Genomic DNA, 20,505 nt, shown 5'->3' with positions numbered 1-20,505 from the left:
GCCTGTTCACTCGGCGGTGAACGCTCATTCACCGCTGGCCCCTGGAGTACCCCGTGTCGACCCATTCGAATCAGGCGACGGGCCGGACGTCGAGCACCGTGCTGGTCACCGTGCTGTGCATGTCCGGCACCGTCGTCGCGCTGCAGCAGACCCTGATCATCCCGTTGCTCGCGGACTTTCCCGGGATCCTCGGCATCGACTACGCCAGCGCGTCCTGGCTGGTCACCGCGACGCTGCTGACCGCGGCGGTGGCGACACCGATCGTCTCGCGGCTGGCGGACATGTTCGGCAAGCGCCGGATGATGGTCGTCTCGCTGCTGACAATGGTGCTGGGTTCGGTGATCGCCGCGGTGGGTGCCACGTTCCCGGCGATGCTCGTCGGCCGCGGACTGCAGGGATTCGCCTCAGCGCTGGTGCCGGTGGGCATCGGCATCCTGCGCGACGAGCTGCCCAAGTCGAAGGTTGCCGGCGCGACCGCGATGATGAGCGCGACGCTCGGGATCGGTTCCGCACTGGGCCTGCCGCTGTCGGGCCTGGTCTACGAGCATTTCGGCTGGGAGGCGATCTTCTGGCTGTCCGCCGCGGTTGGCGTGGCGTTGCTGGTCGCGGTGCTGGCCGTCGTACCCGAGTCTCCGGTGCGCACCCCCGGCCGCTTCGACTACGGCGGTGCGGTGCTGCTGTCCGTGGCGTTGACCGCGCTGCTGCTGGCCATCTCCAAGGGCGGCACCTGGGGCTGGGGGAGCGAGCCGACGATCCTGGCGTTGGTGGTGTCGCTGGTCGCCTTCGCCGCCTGGTTCCCCTACGAGCTGCGCGTCAACCAGCCGATGGTGGACCTGCGCACCTCCGTGCGGAGGCCGGTGCTGCTGACCAACATCAGCGCGCTGCTGGTCGGGATCTCCATGTACTCCAACATGCTGTCCACCACGCAGCAACTGGAGGTCAGCACGGTCACCGGGTACGGGCATGGACTGTCGGTGCTGGTTGCCGGGCTGTGCATGATGCCGGCCGGGCTGATGATGGTCGTCGTCGCGCCGATCGCGGGCCGGCTGATCGGCAGGGTCGGCGCGAAGCGCACCCTCGTCGCCGGTGCGCTCGTCCTGGCCGGCGCGTTCACGCTGCGGATCTTCCTCACCGGGTCGGTGCCGATGATTGTCGCCGGCGCCATGCTCGTCACCACCGGCACGGCCATGGCGTACGCGGCGATGCCGATGCTGATCATGGGATCGGTGCCGATCACCGAGACGGCCTCCGCGAACGGCCTCAACGCACTGCTGCGGTCGGTCGGCACCTCGGTCTCGAGCGCCGTCATCTCCGCGGTCCTCACCGCGATCACCGTGGAGGTGGCCGGACAGGTGTTCCCGGCGCTCGGCGCGTTCAAGGTCGTCTTCGCGATGGCCGCCGTCGCAGGGGCCGTGGCCGCACTCGTCGCCGCCTTCATCCCGCGGCAGCAGTCGGCACCGGTTGTCGCGCCGATTCCGGCCGATGCTGTTGGTGCACCCGAGGAACTCGTCGTCACCGGATCCGTCCTCCATGCCGACCTGCAGCCCATTCGGCACGCGGTCGTGTCGGTGTTCCGCACGAGCGGCGAGCCGGTCGACTGGAGTCGCGCCGACAAGGCGGGTGAGTTCTCGGTGGTGCTGCCCGCGCCGGGTCCGTATCTGGTGGTCGCCAGCGCCGACGGGTGGGCGCCCCGGTCGCAGGTGCTCGAGTTCGACGAATCTCGCACCCGCCAGAGCGTGGTGCTCGCCGAGCGGCTCCGGTTGCGCGGACGGGTGAGCGCGGGCGGGATGCCCGCGACGGCGGCCGTGGTGACCCTGGCCAAGACCACCGGGGAGTTCGTCGCGTCCACGCGTTGCGGAGACGACGGCCGGTACCAGTTGGCGCTGCCACCCACCGGCCGCTACCTGTTCACCGCGCTCGAGCCGGGCAGTCGGTGCACCAGCACCCGCCAGATATTCGTGTTGGCGCAGTCGGCGACAATCGACGTCGACCTGGCCGAGGACCTGGAGGCGGTGCGAGCCCCGTGAGCGGAGCTACGACCCGGGACGCGGTGGTGGCCGCCGCCCGGGAACTGTTCGGCCGGCGCGGCTACACCGCGACCACGATCAAGGACATCGCCGCCCGGGCCGGGTGCTCGCCCGCGATGGTGATGAAACTGATGGGCAGCAAGGCCGCGCTGCTGGCCGCCGCGGACCCGTCCGAGCCGACCCTCGACGCGGGGGAGGGTGCCCGGGAACCGGTGGGGTACGGGCTCGTTCGCCGTCTGGTCGAGCGACGCGACAGCGACGCGCCCGACCCCCTGGCGACCGTGCTGCTGCTGATCCACGAGTCCGACGACCAGGATGCGGCGCGGGCAGACTACGAGCGCCGCTACGTCGCCGCCATCGCCGAGCGCATCGGCGACCGGTCCGATGCCCAGGTGCGCTCACACCTGGTGCTCGCCGCACTGCTGGGACTGGCGGGCGGGACGCGGACGATGGGGCTGCTCGGCCCCGAGGTCATCGCCCGCGAGGATCTGATCGAGCGATACGGGGCACTGGTGCAGACGATCGTCGACGGGCCCGACAGTCCGGGGCCGGTGGCGACACTCGACGGGTGACCGCGCGCCTGCCATTGTTGAGGTGTGACCCGACGAGGCGAGCATCGTGGTCGACGAGCTCGCCGGCCGGACATCTTCGGCCCCACCCGCCCGAATGTCGGAAGCACGGCTCGCGACCACCTCGCGAACGAGCGAACCTACCTCGCATGGCATCGAACCGGCATCAGCGTCGCTGCTCTCGGTGTCGCGGTGGCGAAATTTGCGCCGGACCGTGGCGGCCACGCAGTCGCGGCCGGGCTCATCCTGATGGGCGCGGGACTCCTGGTGTCCGCCTACGGCACCCTCCGGTACCGGGCCGTCGACCGGCAGCTCGAGTCCGGGCAATTCGCACCCGCCACCTTCGCCGCGATCGCCACGACGACCATCGTCACGCTGCTGGCGCTCGTCGCCGTGGCGGTTCTGCTATGAACCGGGAACAGCGGCGACGCAGCGGAACCCGATGTGGCTCATCCCGGTGTCGACCATCTGCGGCCGACGCGCCGCGGGACGGTACCGCCGGCAGTAGCTGTCGGCGCACAGGAACGAGCCACCCTTGATCACCTTGCGGGGCACCTGGAACTGGGGTTGGCGGCTGTCGAAGCTCTGCGACATGTCGGGCCCGCGCGGGTTTCTCGGTGCGCAGCACGACTCCGCGGTGTCGGGGTGCCGGTCCGAGTACCAGTCCGCGGTCCACTCCCACACGTTGCCCGCCATGTCGTACAGGCCGTACCCGTTCGACGCGAAGCTGCCGACGACGGTCGTGGCGCCGTAGCCCGGCTCGGCCCGCCACGGAAAGTCCCCGTGCCAAAAGTTCGCCAGCGCAGCAGATTCGGGCTCGGGGGCGTCGCCCCAGGTGAAGTCGGTGTGGTCGAGGCCGCCCCGGGCGGCGGCCTCCCACTGCGCCTCGGTGGGCAGTGACCGGCCGGCCCACCGGGCGTAGGCAGCTGCATCCTCGTGGGCGACATGGACGACGGGATGTCGCTCGCGGCCGGTCGTGGTGGACGCCGGACCGGTGGGATGCTGCCAGGACGCGCCGACGGTCCAGGTCCACCACTGGCTGAGGTGACGGAGGTCGACCGGGCCCGGCGTCGGGGTGAACACCATCGACCCCGGTTGCAGGTTCTCCGCGGGCGCCCCGGGAAAGTCGGCGGGGTCGAGCGGGCGTTCGGCGACAGTGAGATACCCGGTGTCCCGGACGAATCGGGCGAACTGCTCGGTGGTGACCTGGTGGGTCTCGATGGCGAACGCGTCGACCGCCACCCGATGCGACGGGCCTTCTTCCCGGTAGTGCCGATCCGAACCCATGGTGAAGGTCTGAGACGGGATGTGCCGGACCTCGGAGACGGTCTGCGTTTCCAACGAAGCCTTCCCTTCTTCCCTGATCAGGTGACGGCCGACGAGAAGACGTTGGTCCAGTCGTGCTTCATGCTTACCACGGTCCAGTCCCTCTCCCGTGCGTGATCGAGGGCCTCCTCGGCGCCTGCGACGTAGTCGAATTCGCGGTCGGCGTCGTCGTGCAGGATCAGCATCCGCAGGGCCGGGCGGTCTGGCTGCCCGGAGAACGCGAGCATCGGCAGGTCGCCGTTGGAGTTGCCGACCGACAGGATCGGCCGCCGCCCGATCCGGCTCCAGATCCGGATCGGCTTCTCCGGTCCGTCGTCGAAGAAGTCCATCGCGGCCTTGTAGAGCAGGTCCGTCGCGTCCGCACCCTCGCGGTACGAGAGGCCGAGGGCGCTGCCGATGATGCGTTCCGGCGGCACCCCGTAGAGCCGGCCGGCGACCGGTCTCATGAAGTCGCGGTCGCCGCCGGAGGCGATGTAGTTCGCGAAGCCGTTCGCCTCGAGGTAGCGCAACAACTCGACCATCGGCGCGTATCCGCAACCGCGGTAGGGGCGGCCGAGCGTGGGGTGGTCCGCGCCGTCGAAGAAGGCCCGGACCCGAGCGTCGTAGTTCTCGACCGTGACGGAATCGAACGCCTCGGTGACCGCGCCCATCAGCAGTTTCAGGTCGTCGTCGTCCCCCCGGTAGTGCTTGACCATCGCCGCGCCGAGCCAGTGGAGGTCGTGCTCGTGGGCCGCCTTCCAGGGTTGCTTCTGCTGGAGGGCGGGATCGGCCGCGGCCATCTCGGCGAAACGCCGGACGGTGAAGTCGAGCTGGACGGGCATCGGCTTCTCGCACCAGAGGGTGCCGTCGTTGTCGAAGACGGCCACCCGGTCCGCGGGTTCGACGAAGTCAGGGCCGCCCGCGGCGGTGACCCGCTCGACGAAGTCGACGATCGCGGACCGCGCGGGGCCGTCCGCCCAGGATCCGAGATCGGTCCCCACGGCGTCAGTCCTTCGCCAGGAAGGCGTGCAGCTTGGCCACCGCGTGGTCGATGGTGAAGCTGGCCGGCTCCTGTCGCGGCGGGAACTCCTTGAAGGTCTCGAGGAACTGGCTCGTGATGAAAGTTCCGTAGATCGCTATGTAGTCGTGGTCGAGGAACCAGTCCCAGTAGGTGTTCGAGGTGATGTCGGCCCGCTCGAACGGGTCGGTGCGCAGATTGAACACCTTCGGTACCCGCAGGGCCGTGAACGGCTCCGCCCACAGCCCGAGGGTGCCCTTGGCGCGTTGTTCCATGAACACGATCTTCCAGTTGTCGAAGCGAATGCCCAGCACGTCGCAGTCGTCGGAGAAATAGATCAGCCCCCGACGCGGGGACGTCTCGACCTCGCCGGTGAGGTACGGGAGCAGGTTGTAGCCGTCGATGTGCACCTTGAACGTCTTGTCGCCGACCGCGTGCCCGGTCTTCAGCTGATCGACCACCTCCGGTGCGCCCGCGGCGGCGAGGAAGGTCGGCAGCCAGTCGTGGTGCTGGACGATCTCGTTGGACACCACGCCCGCGGGGATCTTGCCCGGCCAGCGGATCACCTCGGGGACGCGGAAGGCGCCCTCCCAGTTGGTGTCCTTCTCGCTGCGGAACGGGGTGGTCGCGCCGTCCGGCCAGGTGTTGGCGTGGGGACCGTTGTCGGTGCTGTAGATGACGATGGTGTCCTCGGCGAGGCCCAGTTCGTCGACCGCGTCGAGCAGCCTGCCGACGTGCTTGTCGTGATCGACCATGGTGTCGTGGTACGGCGACTGCCAGTGCCCGGCCTGGCCGAGGCTCTCCGGTTTCGTGTGGGTCCGCAAGTGCATGTGCGTGGTGTTCATCCACACGAAGAACGGTGTCTCCGATTCCTTCTGCCGCTTGATGAAGTCGATTGCCGCGGACACCGTCTCGTCGTCGATGGTCTCCATCCGCTTCTTGCTCAGCGGTCCGGTGTCCTCGATGCGTTGCTTCCCGACAGGCCCGTATCGCTGATCGACCTCGCCTGCATCCTCCTCGGTGGCCCAGCAGTGCAGGACACCGCGCGGCATCATCACCTCGTGCAGTTTGGGGTAGTCCTGCGCGCTCGGGTAGTCGGGCAGCTCGGGTTCCTCCTCGGCGTTGAGGTGGTAGAGATTGCCGAAGAACTCGTCGAACCCGTGCACGGTCGGCAGGTACTTGTTGAGGTCGCCGAGATGGTTCTTCCCGAACTGCCCGGTGGCATATCCGAGCGGCTTGAGGAGTTCGGCGATGGTGGGGTCCTCGTCGGACAGTCCGACGTCGACGCCCGGGATGCCGACCTTGCTCATGCCTGTGCGGTACACGCTCTGGCCGGTGATGAACGAGGCGCGGCCCGCCGTGCAACTCTGCTCGCCGTAGGAGTCGGTGAACTTCATGCCCTCGTCGGCGAGGCGGTCGATGTTCGGTGTCCGGTAACCCATCAGCCCGTCGCTGTAGCAGCTGAGATTGGTGATTCCGATGTCGTCGCCCCAGATCACCAGGATGTTGGGTTTGGTGTCCGCCATCGTTCGGCTCCTCGCATGTGCGGTCGGATGCGGTGCCCGTGCGGATACAGTGCGCCGGGCACCAGGGATGTGGCACCTCCGACGCTGCTCGGGAGAGCAGTTCGCCGCATCACCCGCACCGGGTGAGACCCCGCCGCGTCCCGGCCGACGACGGCCGTTCCGGGTCAGCGCAGGGTGCGGGCCAGGTTTCCGGCGAGGCCGGCGAGGGCGATCTCGTTCGCTCGGTGGCCGAGGTAACCGTCCGGGCGGACCAGGAATCCGGATCGGCCGGCGGCGCCGTACCCGGCGGCGAAGTGTCCTGCGGAGTCGCGGAGGGTGATGCCCGAGGCGTCCGGGACGTCGGCGGCGGGGTCGACCAGGACGTAGGTGCGCACCGCGGACGCGAACCGCTGGTCGACGGCCGCGGCCAACGCCCGTTGCGTCGTCCAGTCCGCACTGTCGGCTGCCCACAGCAGCAGGGTGTGGCCGGGGTGGCGCAGCAGTGCGTGCACCCGGGTCGGAACGGCGGCGCAGTCCTGGGTCAGGCCGGTGGCGTCGGGGGCCCGTTGACCGGGAGTGGGTCCGGACGTGGGGGCGGCGTCGGCCGGGTCCGCGCCGACGAGCGGGCTGTCCGGGTAGCCGACCAGCAGCTGGGCCTCGCGGGCGATCACGACGGCGGGATCGGTTTCGTCCGCGCCGATGCCGTGGCGGGCCTGCCGCACGGTGCGCCCCACCACCTCCTCGCCGACCGGGCGGCGTTCGGCGTCGTAGCTGTCGAGCAGTCCGTCCGCGGCCTGCCCGCGCACGGCCAACGCGAGCTTCCAGGCGAGGTTGCAGCCGTCCTGGATGCCCGTGTTCATGCCCTGCGCGCCGGTGGGCGGGTGGATGTGAGCGGCGTCCCCGGCGAGGAACACCCGACCTACGCCGTAGCGGGACGCCAGTCGGTGACTGATCCGGAACACCGACGACCACCGCAACCGCGAGGCGGTGGTCGGCTGCGGCGCCAGCCGGTCCAGCACCGCCTGCACGTGCCGCAGCTCCGGCCGACGTCCGCCCTCGAGCCCGTGTGCGACCTCCCCGGATCCCGGTGGCGCGGTGGCGAGTTCGTCGGGCACCAGCATCGAGACCCGGTAGCGGCGCTCACCCGGCAGCGGGATGCACACCAGCAGGTCGTCGGTGACGCCGTCGCGCTGGTGCATCGCGCGGACCCCGAACCCGACGGGCGCGGACCAATCGAGTTCGACGTCGGCGAGCATGTACTCCTCGGGGAAGGCGTCACCCTCGAACCCGACGCCGAGTCCCTTGCGGACCAGGCTGTGCGCGCCGTCGCAGCCGACCAGGTACCGGCACACGACGGTCGAAACGCCACTCGGGCCGTGGACGGTCGCGACGACGTGGTCGTGGTCCTGGGTGAACCCGGCGAACTCGACGCCGCGTTGCACCCGGCCGCCGCGCTCGGTCAGCGCCTCGGCGAGCACCCTTTCGGTCTCGTACTGCGGCAGCGCCAGGAAGCGGTACGGCACCTGCTCGGGCAGCGAGAGTTCCAGCTGGGCGGTCTGCGTGCCGTTGACGTAGACCAGCTGGCCTCGCATGGTGATGCCGGCGTCGAGCGCGGGGCGGACGACGCCCATCGAGTCCCACAGTTCCAGGGTGCGGGGCGCGATGCCCACCGCCTTGGCGAACGGTGCCCGCTGCGCCAGTCGATCGACGACCATCACGTCCACGCCGTGTCGCCGGAGTTCGAGAGCCACCGTCAGACCGACAGGTCCCGCACCCACCACCAGGACGTCGGTGCTCGTGTGCGGGATCTTCGGGTCGACCGCCGAAGTCATGTCCCGATTGTCTCAGAGTCCGCCGAGGCGGGCGAGGACTTCGACGGCGCCGTCCGCGGCGGTCCACAGCGCATCCATCTCCGCCGCCGCGGCCGGGGCGGTCTGCGGGTCCTGCAGGGCGAAGCCGTTGGCGAGGGTCAGCGTGTTGTAGCCGCTGTCGGCGGCGCGCAGCAGCATTTCGGACGCGACACCCTCGCCCGCGAGCCGGTCCAGGCCCTCGCCGAGGAAGTAGAAGCGCCACAGCGGTCCCAGGTCCGCGCCGTAGACCGCCTTCGTCCTGGTGACGATCGCGTCGCCGTCGGTGGCGATCGAGTCCACGATCTTGTAGAAGTCGGGCACGTTCGGCTGCGCCGCGCCGGTCGCCGCCACCGCGCGCGCGAGGTCGATCGTCAGGTGGGTGTTGTAGCCGACCATGGCCACCCGGCCGGGGGACTGCGTGCAGTCGTAGGCGAGCGCGAAGTAGCGCTGCCAGGCGGGATCGACCGGGCCGCCGGTGAACTCCGCATGCACGTTGACCAGGTAGCGACGCAGCAGGTCCGTGCTGACCGCGTGCGCCCACGTCGGCGTCGCGAACGCGGCGGGGTTGCGCTGCAGCGGCATGACCGCGGCCTGGACGACGGCGTCGAGTCCGATGCCGAACAGTCCGCGCCGGTCGCGATGCGCGACGAGGATCTCGGCGATTCGCTGCTGCCGGGACGCCTCGTCCTCGAGGCGCGCCATGGGATCGGCGGCGGTGACGGTGCCGGTGTCGGAGAGCGCGGCGACCGTAGCCATCTCGGCGTCGGAAAGCGCGGTGCCGCAGGCGGTGTCGGGGACCGGTGTCGCCCCGGCGTCCGGGGCGAGTGCGGTCGAGCAGAGCAGGGACAGTGCGGCGACGGCTGCGAGACGAGTCCCGGCCGTTCGCGCGGCGGACCGACGGGGGCTCATCGGCGAAGCCTAGCCAGCGGCGGGCCCGCGGGCAGGGCGACGGCGCGAGGGGTTGACTTGACCTAGAACGAGTGTTCGACTGTAGGCATGCGATGGCAGGGGCAGGCTCTCGACGCCGGGCAGTCGTCGGACGACGACGGGGCCATTCCCGGGCTGGCGCGCGCGGGACTGGTGCGGAGCGTACAGACCCCCGAGTTCGAGGGGATCACCTTCCACGAGGTGCTGTGCAAGTCGGCGCTGAACAGGGTGCCGGAAGGCTCGGCCCTGCCGTTCCGGTTCACGGTCAACCCCTTTCGCGGCTGCACCCACGCCTGCCGGTACTGCTTTGCCAGGCCCACCCACGAGTACCTGGACCTCGACGCCGGCGCGGACTTCGACAGCCAGGTGGTGGTGAAGACGAACATCGCGGCCGTGCTGCGCCGCGAACTGGCCCGCCGGTCCTGGAAGGGCGAACCGGTGGCGCTGGGCACCAACACCGACCCGTACCAGCGGGCCGAGGGCCGTTACCGGCTGATGCCGGGCATCATCGGCGCGTTGACGGAGTCCCGCACGCCGTTCTCGATCCTGACCAAGGGCACCCTGCTGCGCCGGGACCTGCCGCTGCTCACCATGGCCGCGCGCCAGGTGCCGGTCTCCGTTGCGGTGTCGCTGGCCATCCACGACCCGGACCTGCAGGCGGCCGTCGAGCCGGGCACCCCGTCCCCGCGGGCACGGCTGGAGCTGATCCGGGCGATCACCGACGCGGGCTTCGACTGCAATGTGATGGTCGCGCCGGTGATCCCGTTCCTCACCGACTCCACCCGGCACCTGGACGGGCTGTTCGGTGCGCTCGCGGAGGCGGGCGCGAGCGGGGTGACGGTCTTCCCGATGCACCTGCGCGGCAGCACCCGCGGCTGGTTCCTCAACTGGCTCGCACAGGAGCATCCGGCGCTGGTGCGCAGGTACCGGCAGCTCTACGGCCGCGGCGCCTACGTGACCCCGGAGTACAAGCAGTGGCTGCGCGGCCGGGTGGCGCCGCTGGTGGAGGAGTACGGCCTCGGCGGGCGCGACGGTCACCGGCAGGAGGCGTCACCGCGGCCGCTGCACGAGCTCGTCGGTGCCGGGGCGCCGGCCGCGCTGACCCTGTTCTGAGTCGATCCTGGTCCGAGCCGGCCCTGTTTCGACCTGTGATCCCCGCACGCGGCGAGTAGATTTCGGCGGTAACGGGAGGAGCCACCCGACTACGGAGCGTGTGATGAGCGAGTCGACCGGGCAGAACGTTCCCACACCGGCGGGCGATGCAGATCGGCGCGCCAACACCCGATGGCTGCGGCTCGCGATCGTCTACGTGCTGCTCGCCGTCGCCGCCTATCAGATGTCCGGCTGGCTGTTCCACAACCTGCGCGGCTTTCTCGGTCTGCTGTTCCTGGCCTGGCTGTTCAGCGTCACCATCGAGCCGATCGTGGACTGGCTCGAGCGCCGTGGGCTGCGTCGTGGCGCCGGCACCGGCCTGGTGCTCCTCGCCCTCTTCCTGTTCATGGTGGGGTTCGTGGGGGTGTTCGGCACGCTGCTCGTCGACCAGCTCGCCCAGCTACTCACCGCGTTGCCGGACGCGGTCTCGCGGGTGACCGAATGGGCGAACCGGACCTTCGGCACCGAGTTCGCGACAGGGAAGGACCTCATCAAGATCACGCCGGAAACGGTCCGCGACCTCGCGGAGCGATTCACGCCCGGGGTGCTGGGGGTGCTCTCGTCGCTGCTCGGCGTCGTCTTCCAGGCGATGACCCTGCTGCTGTTCGTGTTCTACATGTCCGCCGAGGGGCCGGCGATGCGGCGGACGATCTCGAGCTGGTTCCCGGCGCGGCAGCAGCAGATCATCTCGACCGTGTGGGGCATCTCGGTGGAGAAGGCCGGCGGGTACGTCGTGTCGAGGCTGATCCTGGCCGCGGTGAGTGCCGTCGCGACCGGGATCTTCCTGATGGCGATCGGGGTTCCGTACTGGCTGCCGCTGGCGATCTGGACCGGCGTGGTCTCGCAGTTCATCCCGACGCTGGGCACCTACCTGGCGATCGCGCTGCCCGCGATCATCGCCGCGGCGGCGCAGCCCATGGACGGGGTGTGGGTGGTGGTGTTCGGCACGGCCTACCAGCAGGTCGAGAACTACCTGCTGCACCCGCGGATCACCTCCAAGACCGTCTCGATCCACCCGGCGGTCGCCTTCGGGTCGGTGATCGTCGGGGCGTCGCTGTTCGGTGCGATCGGCGCGCTGGTGTCCGTCCCGGTGGTCGCGGTGATCCAGGCGATCGTGGAAACCTACGGTCACCGCTACGACCTGGTGCACGAAGGTCGGCCGGAGTCCGCGTCGCCGCAGGGCGACTCCGCGTCGTCGACCGAGCCGCCGTCCGAGACACCAGCGGCCGAGTAGCCGCACTCGTGGCGCGGGCGGTTACCTGGTGGTCAGTGCGGGCGGGTTGTCCAGATCCCGTGCGGCGTAGGTGTTGCAGGCGCCGACCTTGCCGGTCTTGTAGCCGGTGAGGAACCACTTCTGTCGCTGCTCCGAGGAACCGTGCGTCCAGCCCTCGGGGTTGACGCGTCCGCTCGACGCCCGCTGGATGCGGTCGTCGCCCACCGACGACGCTGCCGACAGGGCATCCCGGATGTCGGTCTCGGTCAGCGGCTTCAGGAACGGCTCGTTGCTGCCGGGCGCGGGCAGGGTGTCCGCGTAGTGCGCCCAGACGCCCGCGTAGCAGTCGGCCTGCAGCTCCGTCCGGACCGCGCCGGACTGCGCGCCCTTCGGATCGGCCTGCGCGCGGCCGATGTCGCCGAGCTGGTTCTGGATGTGGTGGCCGATCTCGTGCGCGACGACGTACTCCTGCGCGAGAGGTCCGGCGCTGGAGCCGAACTGGTCGACGAGCAACTGGAAGAAGCTGGTGTCGAAGTAGGCGGTGGAGTCCGCGGGGCAGTAGAACGGGCCGACGTCGCTGGTCGCGTTGCCGCAGCCGGTGTTCACCGAGCCGGAGAAGAGCATGACGCCGGGCATGACGTACGGGGTGCCGGTCTGCTTGCCGAGCTCCTGCGCCCACACCGCGTCGAGGCTCTCGGCGGTGAGGGCAACCCGGCAGTTCACGTCGCGGTTGGCGTCCACGCCGGTCTTGCAGTTTGCGACCTGGCTCAGCGAACCTGTCCCCAGCTGGGCGTCGTCCTGGGCTCCCGTGAGGTTGCCCAGCGCAGTCCCTGGGTCGCCGCCGAACAGCAGAGCAAGCACGAGTACGAGGATGCCGCCGAGGCCGCCGCCGAGCGCGACCTTGCCGCCACGACCGCCGCGGCCACCGCCGCCGCTGCCACCGACGGAGACCCGTCCCGGAGTGATCTGAGCGCCCTCGTTGAAGGTCATGGTCACCGCTTTCTGTCGGGGTCTGTGATCGCCGGGGACAGCTTCGCACGCGAAAGGCTCCGGGTGATTCCTCTGGTGCGTTATGTCTTCCGTGTTGCTTCTCCGTAGGATCACTGACGACAGAACGCTGTTGAAAGTGTGTGAAAGGAACCCCGTGCTGCGCACCCATCTCGCCGGCTCGTTGCGAGCAGAGCAGGCCGACCAGACCGTCACCCTCACCGGATGGGTGGCCCGGCGGCGCGATCACGGCGGGGTGATCTTCATCGACCTGCGCGACGCTTCCGGCGTCTCACAGGTGGTCTTCCGCAGTGAGGACGTGCTCGAGCAGGCGCACAAGCTGCGCGCCGAGTACTGCGTCAAGGTCACCGGCACCGTCGAGGTCCGCCCTGAGGGCAACCAGAACTTCGAGATCCCGACCGGCGCCATCGAGGTCAACGCGACCTCGCTCGAGGTGCTCAACGAGAGCGCCCCGCTGCCGTTCCAGCTCGACGACAACGCCGGCGAGGAAGCTCGCCTCAAGTACCGCTACCTGGACCTGCGCCGTGAGGGGCCCGGCCACGCGATCCGGCTGCGCTCGAAGGTCAACGCCGCGGCCCGTCAGGTGCTCGCGCACCACGAGTTCGTCGAGGTCGAGACCCCGACCCTGACCCGCTCCACCCCCGAGGGTGCCCGCGACTTCCTGGTGCCCGCGCGCCTGCAGCCGGGCAGCTTCTACGCGCTGCCGCAGAGCCCGCAGCTGTTCAAGCAGCTGCTGATGGTCGGCGGCATCGAGCGGTACTACCAGATCGCCCGCTGCTACCGGGACGAGGACTTCCGCGCCGACCGGCAGCCGGAGTTCACCCAGCTCGACATCGAGATGAGCTTCGTCAACCAGGACGACGTCATCCTGCTGGCCGAGGAGATCCTCACCAACGTCTGGAAGCTGATCGGGCACGAGATCACCACCCCGATCGCGCGGATGACGTACGCCGAGGCGATGCGTCGCTACGGCTCCGACAAGCCGGACCTGCGGTTCGATCTCGAGCTGGTCGAGTGTGCGGAGTTCTTCTCCGAGACCACCTTCCGGGTGTTCCAGGCCGAGTACGTCGGCGCCGTCGTGATGCCCGGCGGCGCGAGCCAGCCGCGCAAGCAGCTCGACGCGTGGCAGGAGTGGGCCAAGCAGCGCGGCGCCAAGGGCCTGGCGTACGTCCTCGTCGGCGAGGACGGCACCCTCGGCGGGCCGGTCGCGAAGAACCTCACCGACACCGAGCGTGACGGCCTGGCCGCGCACGTCGGCGCGAAGCCCGGCGACTGCATCTTCTTCGCCGCGGGCGCGACCAAGTCCTCGCGGGCCCTGCTGGGCGCCGCGCGCGGCGAGATCGCCCGCAAGCAGGACCTGATCGACCCCAACGCGTGGGCGTTCCTGTGGGTGGTCGACGCGCCGCTGTTCGAACCGACCGCCGACGCCACCGCCAGCGGCGACGTGGCCCTGGGCTACAGCGCCTGGACCGCGGTGCACCACGCGTTCACCTCGCCGAAGCCGGAGTCGATCGACACCTTCGACACCGAGCCGGGCACCGCACTGGCGTACGCCTACGACATCGTCTGCAACGGCAACGAGATCGGCGGCGGCTCGATCCGTATCCACCGCAAGGACATTCAGGAACGCGTCTTCAAGGTGATGGGCATCTCGCACGAGGAGGCCGAGGACAAGTTCGGCTTCCTGCTCGACGCCTTCGCCTACGGTGCGCCCCCGCACGGCGGCATCGCCTTCGGCTGGGACCGGATCACGGCCCTGCTTGCGGGCGTGGACTCGATCCGCGAGGTCATCGCGTTCCCGAAGTCCGGCGGCGGCATCGACCCGCTCACCGAAGCGCCCTCGGCGATCACGCCGCAGCAGCGCAAGGAGTCGGGCATCGACGCCAAGCCGGAGCCCAAGGAGTCCAAGGAGCCGAAGGACGGCAGGGCCGAGCAGGCCTGATCGGCCGGGTGGACCCGTGCTGCACCTGCGCGTGATCAGTCCGGTCTCGCGAACCGAGGACGTACTGGCCATGCTGCGGGCGCAGCCGGGGGCCACCCACATCGTGCTCACGCGCGGCGGCGCGCTCTCGCCGGAGGGCGACGCCGTCCAGGCCGACCTGGCGCGCGAGTGCACCGACGAGGTGGTCGACGCGCTCGAGTCGATGGGGCTCGAACACACCGGCGCCATCACGCTCGAGCCGCTCGACACCGTGATCTCCGACGCCGCCAGGCAGGCGCGGCGGCTGGCGCCGGGGGACCCCGACGACACGGTCGTCTGGGAGGAACTGCTCGGGCGCACCCGGGAGGAGTCGACGCTCAATGCGACCTTCCTGGCCTTCCTCACCATCGCCTGCCTGCTGGCGGCCATTGGTGTGGTCACCGACTCGCCGGTGACGATCGTCGGCGCGATGGTGGTCGGCCCCGAGTTCGGCCCCCTGGCCGCGCTGGCCGTCGCGATCGTGCGCCGCGAACGCCGGCTTGCCCGGCGTTCGCTGCTGGCGCTGGTCGTCGGCTTCCCGGTGGCCATGCTGGTCACCGCGGTCGGGGCGCTCGCGGCGGAGGCAGCCGGCTGGTTGAGCCTCGAGACCTTCGACCGGATCCATCAGGTGGACTTCATCTACCAGGTGGGCCCGTTCTCGCTGGTAGTGGCCCTGCTGGCGGGCTCGGCGGGGATGTTGGCGCTGGTCAGTTCCAAGTCGGCGGCGCTGGTCGGGGTGTTCATCTCGGTGACCACGGTGCCCGCAGCCGGTTTTGCCGTGGTGGCCGCGACGGTGGGGCAGTGGCACGTGGCGTTGCTGTCGGTATGCCAGCTCGGGGTGAACATGATCGGCATCGTCTCCGCGGGGGTGCTGGTGCTGGCGCTGCACCCGCGTCGGCGACAGGCGCTGCGGCGTCGGCGGGGCGCGCGACCGGACCGGGTGTGGTGATCCGCCGGGCCGGGTCGGTGCCGGATGGCCCGCTGGCGTAACCTGTTTGAGATAAATCGTACGGCCCGGTCTGTTTTTGCTGGTCGCGCCGGGATGTGGCTCCGCGGGTGGGCGGAGCGTTGAACTAGACGGCCCGAATCGGGCCGAGGGCGGGTAGGTTGGATCGCGATGACCGCATTATTGGCCGACCCAGTTTCTGAGGTTGTGACAGCAGCCGAGGCGCTGCTCGAACGACGCACCGGAGCGCCCGTCACCCTCGTCGACCCCGTCGACCTGGGCGGCAGTGGCCGCACGATCGTGCTGCGGGTCCGGTGCGCCGAGAATCCGTTCTCGCTGCCCCGCACCCTGGTGATCAAGCAGGTCCGGGAACTCTCCGCCGCATCCCATGCCCGCAGCGTTGCGGTGTACGGACCGGGCACGCCGGCCGCCGGCCCCGCGGACGGCGAACTGGTCGACACCGCGTTTCTCCGCGAGGCGGTCTCGTACCAGTTCGCGAACGCCCTCGCGACGGAATCGCGGCCCGGTCCCGAACTGATCGCCTACGACCTCTCGGCCCGCCTACTGGTCCTCGCCGATCTCGGCGACGCCACCCCGATCGCGAGCCTGCTGGCACGCGCAGACGAGGCCTCGGTGACCAACTCGCTGATGGCCATGGCCCAGTCGATGGGACGAATGCACGCGGCCACCGTCGGCCGTGAGGAGGACTTCACCGCGCTGCTGCGGCGGGCCGGGGTGGAGAAGTACCACAGCAGTGTCGCCGAGCAGGTCGGCGCGACGATGCCGAAGGTGCCCGGTCTGCTCGAGCGCGAGCTCGGCATCACCGTCCCGCCGGAGTTGGCGAATCGTGCCGGTCACGCCGTGCGGCTGTTCAACGGCGGCCGCTACCGCGCCTTCAGCCCGTCGGACCTGTGCCCGGACAACATCATCGTCAACGGCGAGGGCGTGCAGTTCCTGGACTACGAGTGGGGCGGCTTCCGGGACGCCACCCTCGACCTCTCCTACGCGCTCACCTCGTTCCCGGGATGCCTGTGCAGCATCGAGCTGACCCAGGAACGTTCGGCCGCCATGGTGGACGCCTGGCGCGCCGAGGTGGTCGGGATGTGGCCACAGCTGGCCGACGACCACCTGTTGGCGACCGGACTGCTAGAGGCGCAGCTGATGTGGACCTGGCTGTCCACCTACTGGTTCCTGCCCGACGACCACGCCCGGATCGCCGCGGCGCGCGAACACCACATGTCCGTGCCCCGGTCCAAGGCGCTGATCGCGCGCTGGCGTGCGCTCGAGGTGTCGGCCCGGCGGACCGGTGAGCCCGGCGTGGCGGACCACGCCGGGCTCGTGGCGGACGCCATGGACCGGCACTGGGGCTGAGCCCCGGCCGGCCCTACGGCCGGTAGGCGGTCGGGTCGAGGGGGGCCGTCGGCTGCGTCCGCTGCTCGCCGGACCCGACCCGGAAGCTGGCGCCGTGGGTGGCGGCGGCGCGGGGGTCGGTGGGGTCGGACAGATAGAACCAGTCCATCTGCGCGTTGACCCGGTTCACCTCGAACACCCCGTAGCCGTGCGAGTCGAAGTCGATGTACCGGATGTGCCGGTTGACCGCCTTGAAGGCCTCCTCCACCGCGACGCTGGCCGTGCGCGGCGGCACGTTCAGCGAGTCGTCCATGTTCGGTGAGGTCACCGACGGCACTACGAACTCGGTGCCGACCGTCGGTCCGGCCGGGTAGTTCGCCGCGTCCACCGGCAGGTCGCACGCCCACGAGGAGTGGATGTCGCCGGTGATGAACACCGTGTTGTCGACGCCCTGCCCGGCGATCGCGTCGAACAGTCGCCGGCGGTCGGCGGTGTAGCCGTCCCACGAGTCGGTGCCGTAGGGAATGCCCGCGGCGGGCACGCCGATCATCTCGGTGACCGCGGCGGTGGTCCTGGTGTCCAGGGGCGGGATCTGGCTGGGCGCGATCATCACCGGGTTGCCGACGACCTTCCACCGCGTCGGCGACGACACGATTCCGCTTGTCAGCCAGTCCATCTGGGCCCGGCCGGTGATGGTCCGCTCCGGGTCGTCGACCTTGCGCCAGCCCGCGCCCGGGGACGCCTGCTCGTCGCGGTAGGTCCGCAGGTCGAGCATGGAGATCTCGGCGAGGTTGCCGAACCGGAATCGCCGGTACAGCGCCACCTCGGTGCCGGACCCGTTGACCCGCACGGGCATCCACTCGAAGTAGGCGCGCGCGGAACTGGCCTTGCGGGTGGCCCAGTCGCCCTCGGTCGCGGGGTTGTGGTTCTCGGCACCGGCCTTGTACGCATTGTCCGCGGACTCGTGGTCGTCCCAGGTCGCGATGAACGGCAGCCGCGCGTGCAGGGCCATCAGGTCCGGGTCGGTCTTGTACTGGGCGTGCCGGATCCGGTAGTCGGCGAGGGAGACGATCTCGTGTGCGGGCTCGTGCAGGCGCACGGATCCGTCCCTGGCGCCGTACTCGCCCCGGCCGTACTCGTAGATGTAGTCACCGAGGTGGATGACGGCGTCCAGGTCCTCGCGCAGCGCCAGGTGGCGGTAGGCGGCGAAGTAGCCGGCCTCCCAGTTGGAGCAGGACACCACGCCGAACCGCAGCCGGTCCAGGTCCGCGTCGGTCGCGGGTGCGGTGCGGGTCCGCCCGACGGGGGAGACCTGGCCGGAAACCGCGCCGCCGCGGGTGGTGAAGCGGAAGTGGTAGGTGGTCGCGGCCTCGAGGCCGGTGACGTCGACCTTGACGGTGTGGTCGGACTCGGCGGTGGCGTTGGCGGTGCCGCTGCGCACCACGGAGGCGAAGGCCCGGTCCGTGGCCATCTCCCAGCGCACCGGAACCTGCTCGCCGACACCGGAACCCGGTGTCGCCGCGGCGTCAGGCGTGACCCTGGTCCAGATCACCACGCGGTCGGGCAGCGGGTCTCCGGACGCGACGCCGTGCCCGAACGCGACGACCGGCGTGGCTGCTGCCGCAGCCTTTCCGGTCACCGAGACGGCGAGGCCGGCGCCGGCCGCGATGGCCGAGCCGCGTAGCAGTCCGCGCCGGCTCAGCCCGGGGTGTTCGGCGTCGGGTCGGGGGGAGTATTCGGGCACACGTGATTCAGGCACCTGGGAATCAGACCCCGAACCTGGACGCGTGCTCAATTCAAAACGGGGCTGTGCGCGCGATGTTCACCCGATGTTCGCCGCCGGGCCAGCCGGACGCTCATGCGCCCGGTCGGTGGGAGGCGGGGTCGAGCGGAGCGCCGACCGGGACAATGCGCTGGGCGCCGTCCGCCACCCGGTAGCTCGCGCCGTGGCGCACCGTCGCGCGGGGGTCGGCCGCGTCGCTGACGTAGTACCAGTCCATCTGCGCACCGTCGGGCGCAACCTCGAACACCCCGTATCCGTGCGAGTCGAGCTCGGCGTACCGGATGTGTCGGTTGACGGCCTTGTACGCCTCCTCGATGGGGACGCTGACGGTACGGGGCGGCACCCCGAGTGAGTCGCCCACACCCGGTGAGGACACCGACGGCACCACGAACTCGGTACCGACCGTAGGTCCGGCCGGATAGTTCGCGGCGTCGACAGGCAGGTCGCAGGCCCAGGAGGTGTGGGTGTCACCGGTCAGGAAGACCGTGTTGTCGACCTTCGCCGCGGCGATCGCGTCGAACAGTCGGCGGCGGTCGGCGGCGTAGCCGTCCCAGGAGTCGGTGCCGTAGGGGATTCCCCCCTGGGGCAGACCGATCAGGTCGGTGAGTGCCTTGGTGGTCCTGGTGTCCAGGGGCGGAATCAGGGTGGGCGCGATCATCACCGGGTTGCCGACCACCTTCCACTGGGTGGGCGAGGACACGATGCCCTTGGTGAGCCAGTCCATCTGGGCGCGGCCGGTGACGGTCCGGTCCGGGTCGTCCACCTTGCGCCAGCCGGCGCCGGGGGAGGCCTGCTCGTCGCGGTAGGTGCGCAGGTCGAGCATGGAGATCTCCGCGAGGTTGCCGAACCGGAATCGCCGGTAGAGTGGCGCGTCGGTGCCGGAACCGTTGACCCGCACCGGCATCCACTCGAAGTAGGCCTGCGTGGCGTTGGCCCTGCGGGTGGCCCAGTCACCCTCGGTGGCGGGGTCGTGGTTCGCGGCGCCGGTCTGGTAGGCATTGTCGGCGAACTCGTGGTCGTCCCAGGTCGCGATGAACGGAATCCGGGCGTGCAGCGTCGCCAGGTCCGGGTCGGTCTTGTACTGGGCGTGGCGAATTCGGTAGTCGGCGAGGGAGACGATGTCGTGTGCGGGCTCGTGCAGCCGGACGGCACCGTTGCGTGCTCTGTATTCGCCCTGGCCGTTCTCGTAGATGTAGTCGCCGACGTGCAGGATCGCGTCCAGGTCCTCGCGCTGTGCGAGGTGCCGGTAGGCGGAGAAGTAGCCGGCCTCCCAGTAGGAGCAGGTGACCACGCCGAACCGCAGCCGCGACAGGTCCGCGTCGTTCGCGGGTGCGGTGAGGGTCCGCGCGACGGGGGAGACCTGGCCGGACACCGCGCCGCCACGGGCGGTGAAGCGGTAGTGGTAGGTGGTCGCGGGCTTCAGGCCGGTGACGTCGACCTTGGCGGTGTGGTCGGAATCGGCGGTCGCGGTGACGGTGCCGCTGCGTACGACGGACGTGAATTGCGAATCGGTCGCGACCTGCCAGTCCAGTGCGATCGCCTCGCCCACGCCGGACCCCGGTAGCGCGTCGGCGGACGGTGTGACACGAGTCCAGATGATGACGCGGTCGGGGAGCGGGTCACCGGACGCGACGCCGTGTCCGAATGCCACCACCGGTGCGGCCGCGGCCTTTCCGGTCACCGAGGCGGCGAGGCCGGCGCCTGCTGCGATGGCGGAGCCGCGGAGGAGGCTGCGCCGGCCCAGCGCGGGGCGTTCGGCGGCGGGGCGGGGGGAGTGTTCGGGATCGCGTGATTCGGGCACTTCGGGATCACACCCCGAACCTGGACGTTGGACCAGTTCAATATTGGGCGTGCGTGTGATGTTCACCCGATGTTCACCTGATGTTCACCGT

16 protein-coding genes are annotated in these 20,505 nt (G+C 70.2%); 8 read left to right on the top strand and 8 right to left on the bottom strand.

All coding sequences use genetic code 11. The features are described 5' to 3' along the window. Positions 1–53: 53 nt before the first annotated feature. From RT2_RS07070 to RT2_RS07060, 3 genes are read left to right on the top strand one after another with little or no spacing between them, the layout of a single operon-like run. Positions 54–2,027, top strand: coding sequence for an MFS transporter (locus RT2_RS07070; RefSeq protein ID WP_245709158.1), 1,974 nt, complete (start codon positions 54–56; stop codon positions 2,025–2,027). Beyond that, entirely contained in the window at positions 2,024–2,599 is a 576-nt protein-coding gene (locus tag RT2_RS07065) for a TetR/AcrR family transcriptional regulator (protein WP_072843852.1), read from the top strand. The genes RT2_RS07070 and RT2_RS07065 overlap by 4 nt, the downstream gene beginning before the upstream one ends. Before the next feature lie 24 nt (positions 2,600–2,623). Continuing rightward, positions 2,624–3,007: a YidH family protein gene (locus tag RT2_RS07060; RefSeq protein ID WP_072843851.1), complete on the top strand. Its 384-nt coding sequence runs from the start codon at positions 2,624–2,626 to the stop codon at positions 3,005–3,007. Here RT2_RS07060 and RT2_RS07055 read toward each other — a convergent pair. The 5 genes from RT2_RS07055 to RT2_RS07035 form a co-directional block, all read right to left on the bottom strand. Continuing rightward, a complete protein-coding gene (locus RT2_RS07055) occupies positions 3,002–3,937 on the bottom strand; it encodes a formylglycine-generating enzyme family protein (RefSeq protein WP_072843850.1) in 936 nt (311 codons plus the stop codon). The genes RT2_RS07060 and RT2_RS07055 overlap by 6 nt on opposite strands. Positions 3,938–3,960: 23 nt before the next feature. Further along, a complete protein-coding gene (locus RT2_RS07050; RefSeq protein WP_072843849.1) occupies positions 3,961–4,902 on the bottom strand; it encodes an HAD family hydrolase in 942 nt (313 codons plus the stop codon). 4 nt (positions 4,903–4,906) lie between these two features. Beyond that, positions 4,907–6,445 carry an arylsulfatase gene (locus RT2_RS07045; RefSeq protein ID WP_072843848.1) on the bottom strand — a complete coding sequence of 513 codons (1,539 nt, stop codon included), beginning with the start codon at positions 6,443–6,445 and terminating at the stop codon, positions 4,907–4,909. Between the two features lie 164 nt (positions 6,446–6,609). After that, positions 6,610–8,256: an FAD-dependent monooxygenase gene (locus tag RT2_RS07040; RefSeq protein ID WP_072843847.1), complete on the bottom strand. Its 1,647-nt coding sequence runs from the start codon at positions 8,254–8,256 to the stop codon at positions 6,610–6,612. A 12-nt stretch (positions 8,257–8,268) separates the two neighbouring features. Beyond that, positions 8,269–9,183, bottom strand: a complete 915-nt coding sequence (locus tag RT2_RS07035; RefSeq protein WP_072843846.1) for a DUF5995 family protein — start codon at positions 9,181–9,183, stop codon at positions 8,269–8,271. An 87-nt stretch (positions 9,184–9,270) separates the two neighbouring features. On the opposite strand from RT2_RS07035, the gene RT2_RS07030 reads away from it, so the two are divergent. Next, positions 9,271–10,314 (top strand): Rv2578c family radical SAM protein, encoded by a 1,044-nt coding sequence (locus tag RT2_RS07030; protein ID WP_072843845.1) that lies wholly within the window; start codon positions 9,271–9,273, stop codon positions 10,312–10,314. A gap of 103 nt (positions 10,315–10,417) precedes the next feature. Beyond that, positions 10,418–11,587, top strand: a complete 1,170-nt coding sequence (locus tag RT2_RS07025; RefSeq protein ID WP_072843844.1) for an AI-2E family transporter — start codon at positions 10,418–10,420, stop codon at positions 11,585–11,587. 21 nt (positions 11,588–11,608) lie between these two features. Here the strand turns inward: RT2_RS07025 and ypfJ are convergent, their stop codons facing one another. Beyond that, positions 11,609–12,556, bottom strand: coding sequence for a KPN_02809 family neutral zinc metallopeptidase (gene ypfJ / locus RT2_RS07020; protein WP_072844214.1), 948 nt, complete (start codon positions 12,554–12,556; stop codon positions 11,609–11,611). Between the two features lie 154 nt (positions 12,557–12,710). Here ypfJ and aspS point away from each other — a divergent pair, with 154 nt between their 5' ends. From aspS to RT2_RS07005, 3 genes are all read left to right on the top strand, one after another. Further along, positions 12,711–14,516 carry an aspartate--tRNA ligase gene (aspS, locus tag RT2_RS07015; protein ID WP_072843843.1) on the top strand — a complete coding sequence of 602 codons (1,806 nt, stop codon included), beginning with the start codon at positions 12,711–12,713 and terminating at the stop codon, positions 14,514–14,516. A 16-nt stretch (positions 14,517–14,532) separates the two neighbouring features. Next, on the top strand, positions 14,533–15,483 hold the full coding sequence (locus tag RT2_RS07010; RefSeq protein ID WP_072843842.1) for a DUF389 domain-containing protein: 951 nt from the start codon (positions 14,533–14,535) through the stop codon (positions 15,481–15,483). A gap of 168 nt (positions 15,484–15,651) precedes the next feature. Further along, the gene (locus RT2_RS07005) at positions 15,652–16,851 is read left to right on the top strand and encodes a kinase (RefSeq protein WP_072843841.1); all 1,200 of its coding nucleotides are present in this window, start codon (positions 15,652–15,654) and stop codon (positions 16,849–16,851) included. A 13-nt stretch (positions 16,852–16,864) separates the two neighbouring features. Here RT2_RS07005 and RT2_RS07000 read toward each other — a convergent pair whose 3' ends face one another. Both RT2_RS07000 and RT2_RS06995 read right to left on the bottom strand, forming a co-directional pair. Continuing rightward, positions 16,865–18,589, bottom strand: coding sequence for an alkaline phosphatase D family protein (locus RT2_RS07000; RefSeq protein ID WP_245709157.1), 1,725 nt, complete (start codon positions 18,587–18,589; stop codon positions 16,865–16,867). Between the two features lie 97 nt (positions 18,590–18,686). After that, entirely contained in the window at positions 18,687–20,357 is a 1,671-nt protein-coding gene (locus RT2_RS06995; protein WP_083577192.1) for an alkaline phosphatase D family protein, read from the bottom strand. Between the last annotated feature and the right edge of the window lie 148 nt (positions 20,358–20,505).

The organism is Rhodococcus tukisamuensis NBRC 100609 (genome assembly GCF_001894985.1).
GTDB classification, from domain to species: Bacteria; Actinomycetota; Actinomycetes; order Mycobacteriales; family Mycobacteriaceae; genus Rhodococcus_G; species Rhodococcus_G tukisamuensis.
This window is presented reverse-complemented; position numbering and strand designations above follow the sequence as displayed.

What these genes read in the sequence shown, in the direction of transcription:
- RT2_RS07045 (WP_072843848.1), bottom strand. Translation starts at nt 6,445, where the DNA reads ATGGCGGACACCAAACCCAACATCCTGGTGATCTGGGGCGACGACATC.
- RT2_RS07040 (WP_072843847.1), bottom strand. Translation starts at nt 8,256, where the DNA reads ATGACTTCGGCGGTCGACCCGAAGATCCCGCACACGAGCACCGACGTC.
- RT2_RS07035 (WP_072843846.1), bottom strand. Translation starts at nt 9,183, where the DNA reads ATGAGCCCCCGTCGGTCCGCCGCGCGAACGGCCGGGACTCGTCTCGCA.
- RT2_RS07030 (WP_072843845.1), top strand. Translation starts at nt 9,271, where the DNA reads ATGCGATGGCAGGGGCAGGCTCTCGACGCCGGGCAGTCGTCGGACGAC.
- RT2_RS07025 (WP_072843844.1), top strand. Translation starts at nt 10,418, where the DNA reads ATGAGCGAGTCGACCGGGCAGAACGTTCCCACACCGGCGGGCGATGCA.
- ypfJ (WP_072844214.1), bottom strand. Translation starts at nt 12,556, where the DNA reads ATGACCTTCAACGAGGGCGCTCAGATCACTCCGGGACGGGTCTCCGTC.
- RT2_RS07005 (WP_072843841.1), top strand. Translation starts at nt 15,652, where the DNA reads ATGACCGCATTATTGGCCGACCCAGTTTCTGAGGTTGTGACAGCAGCC.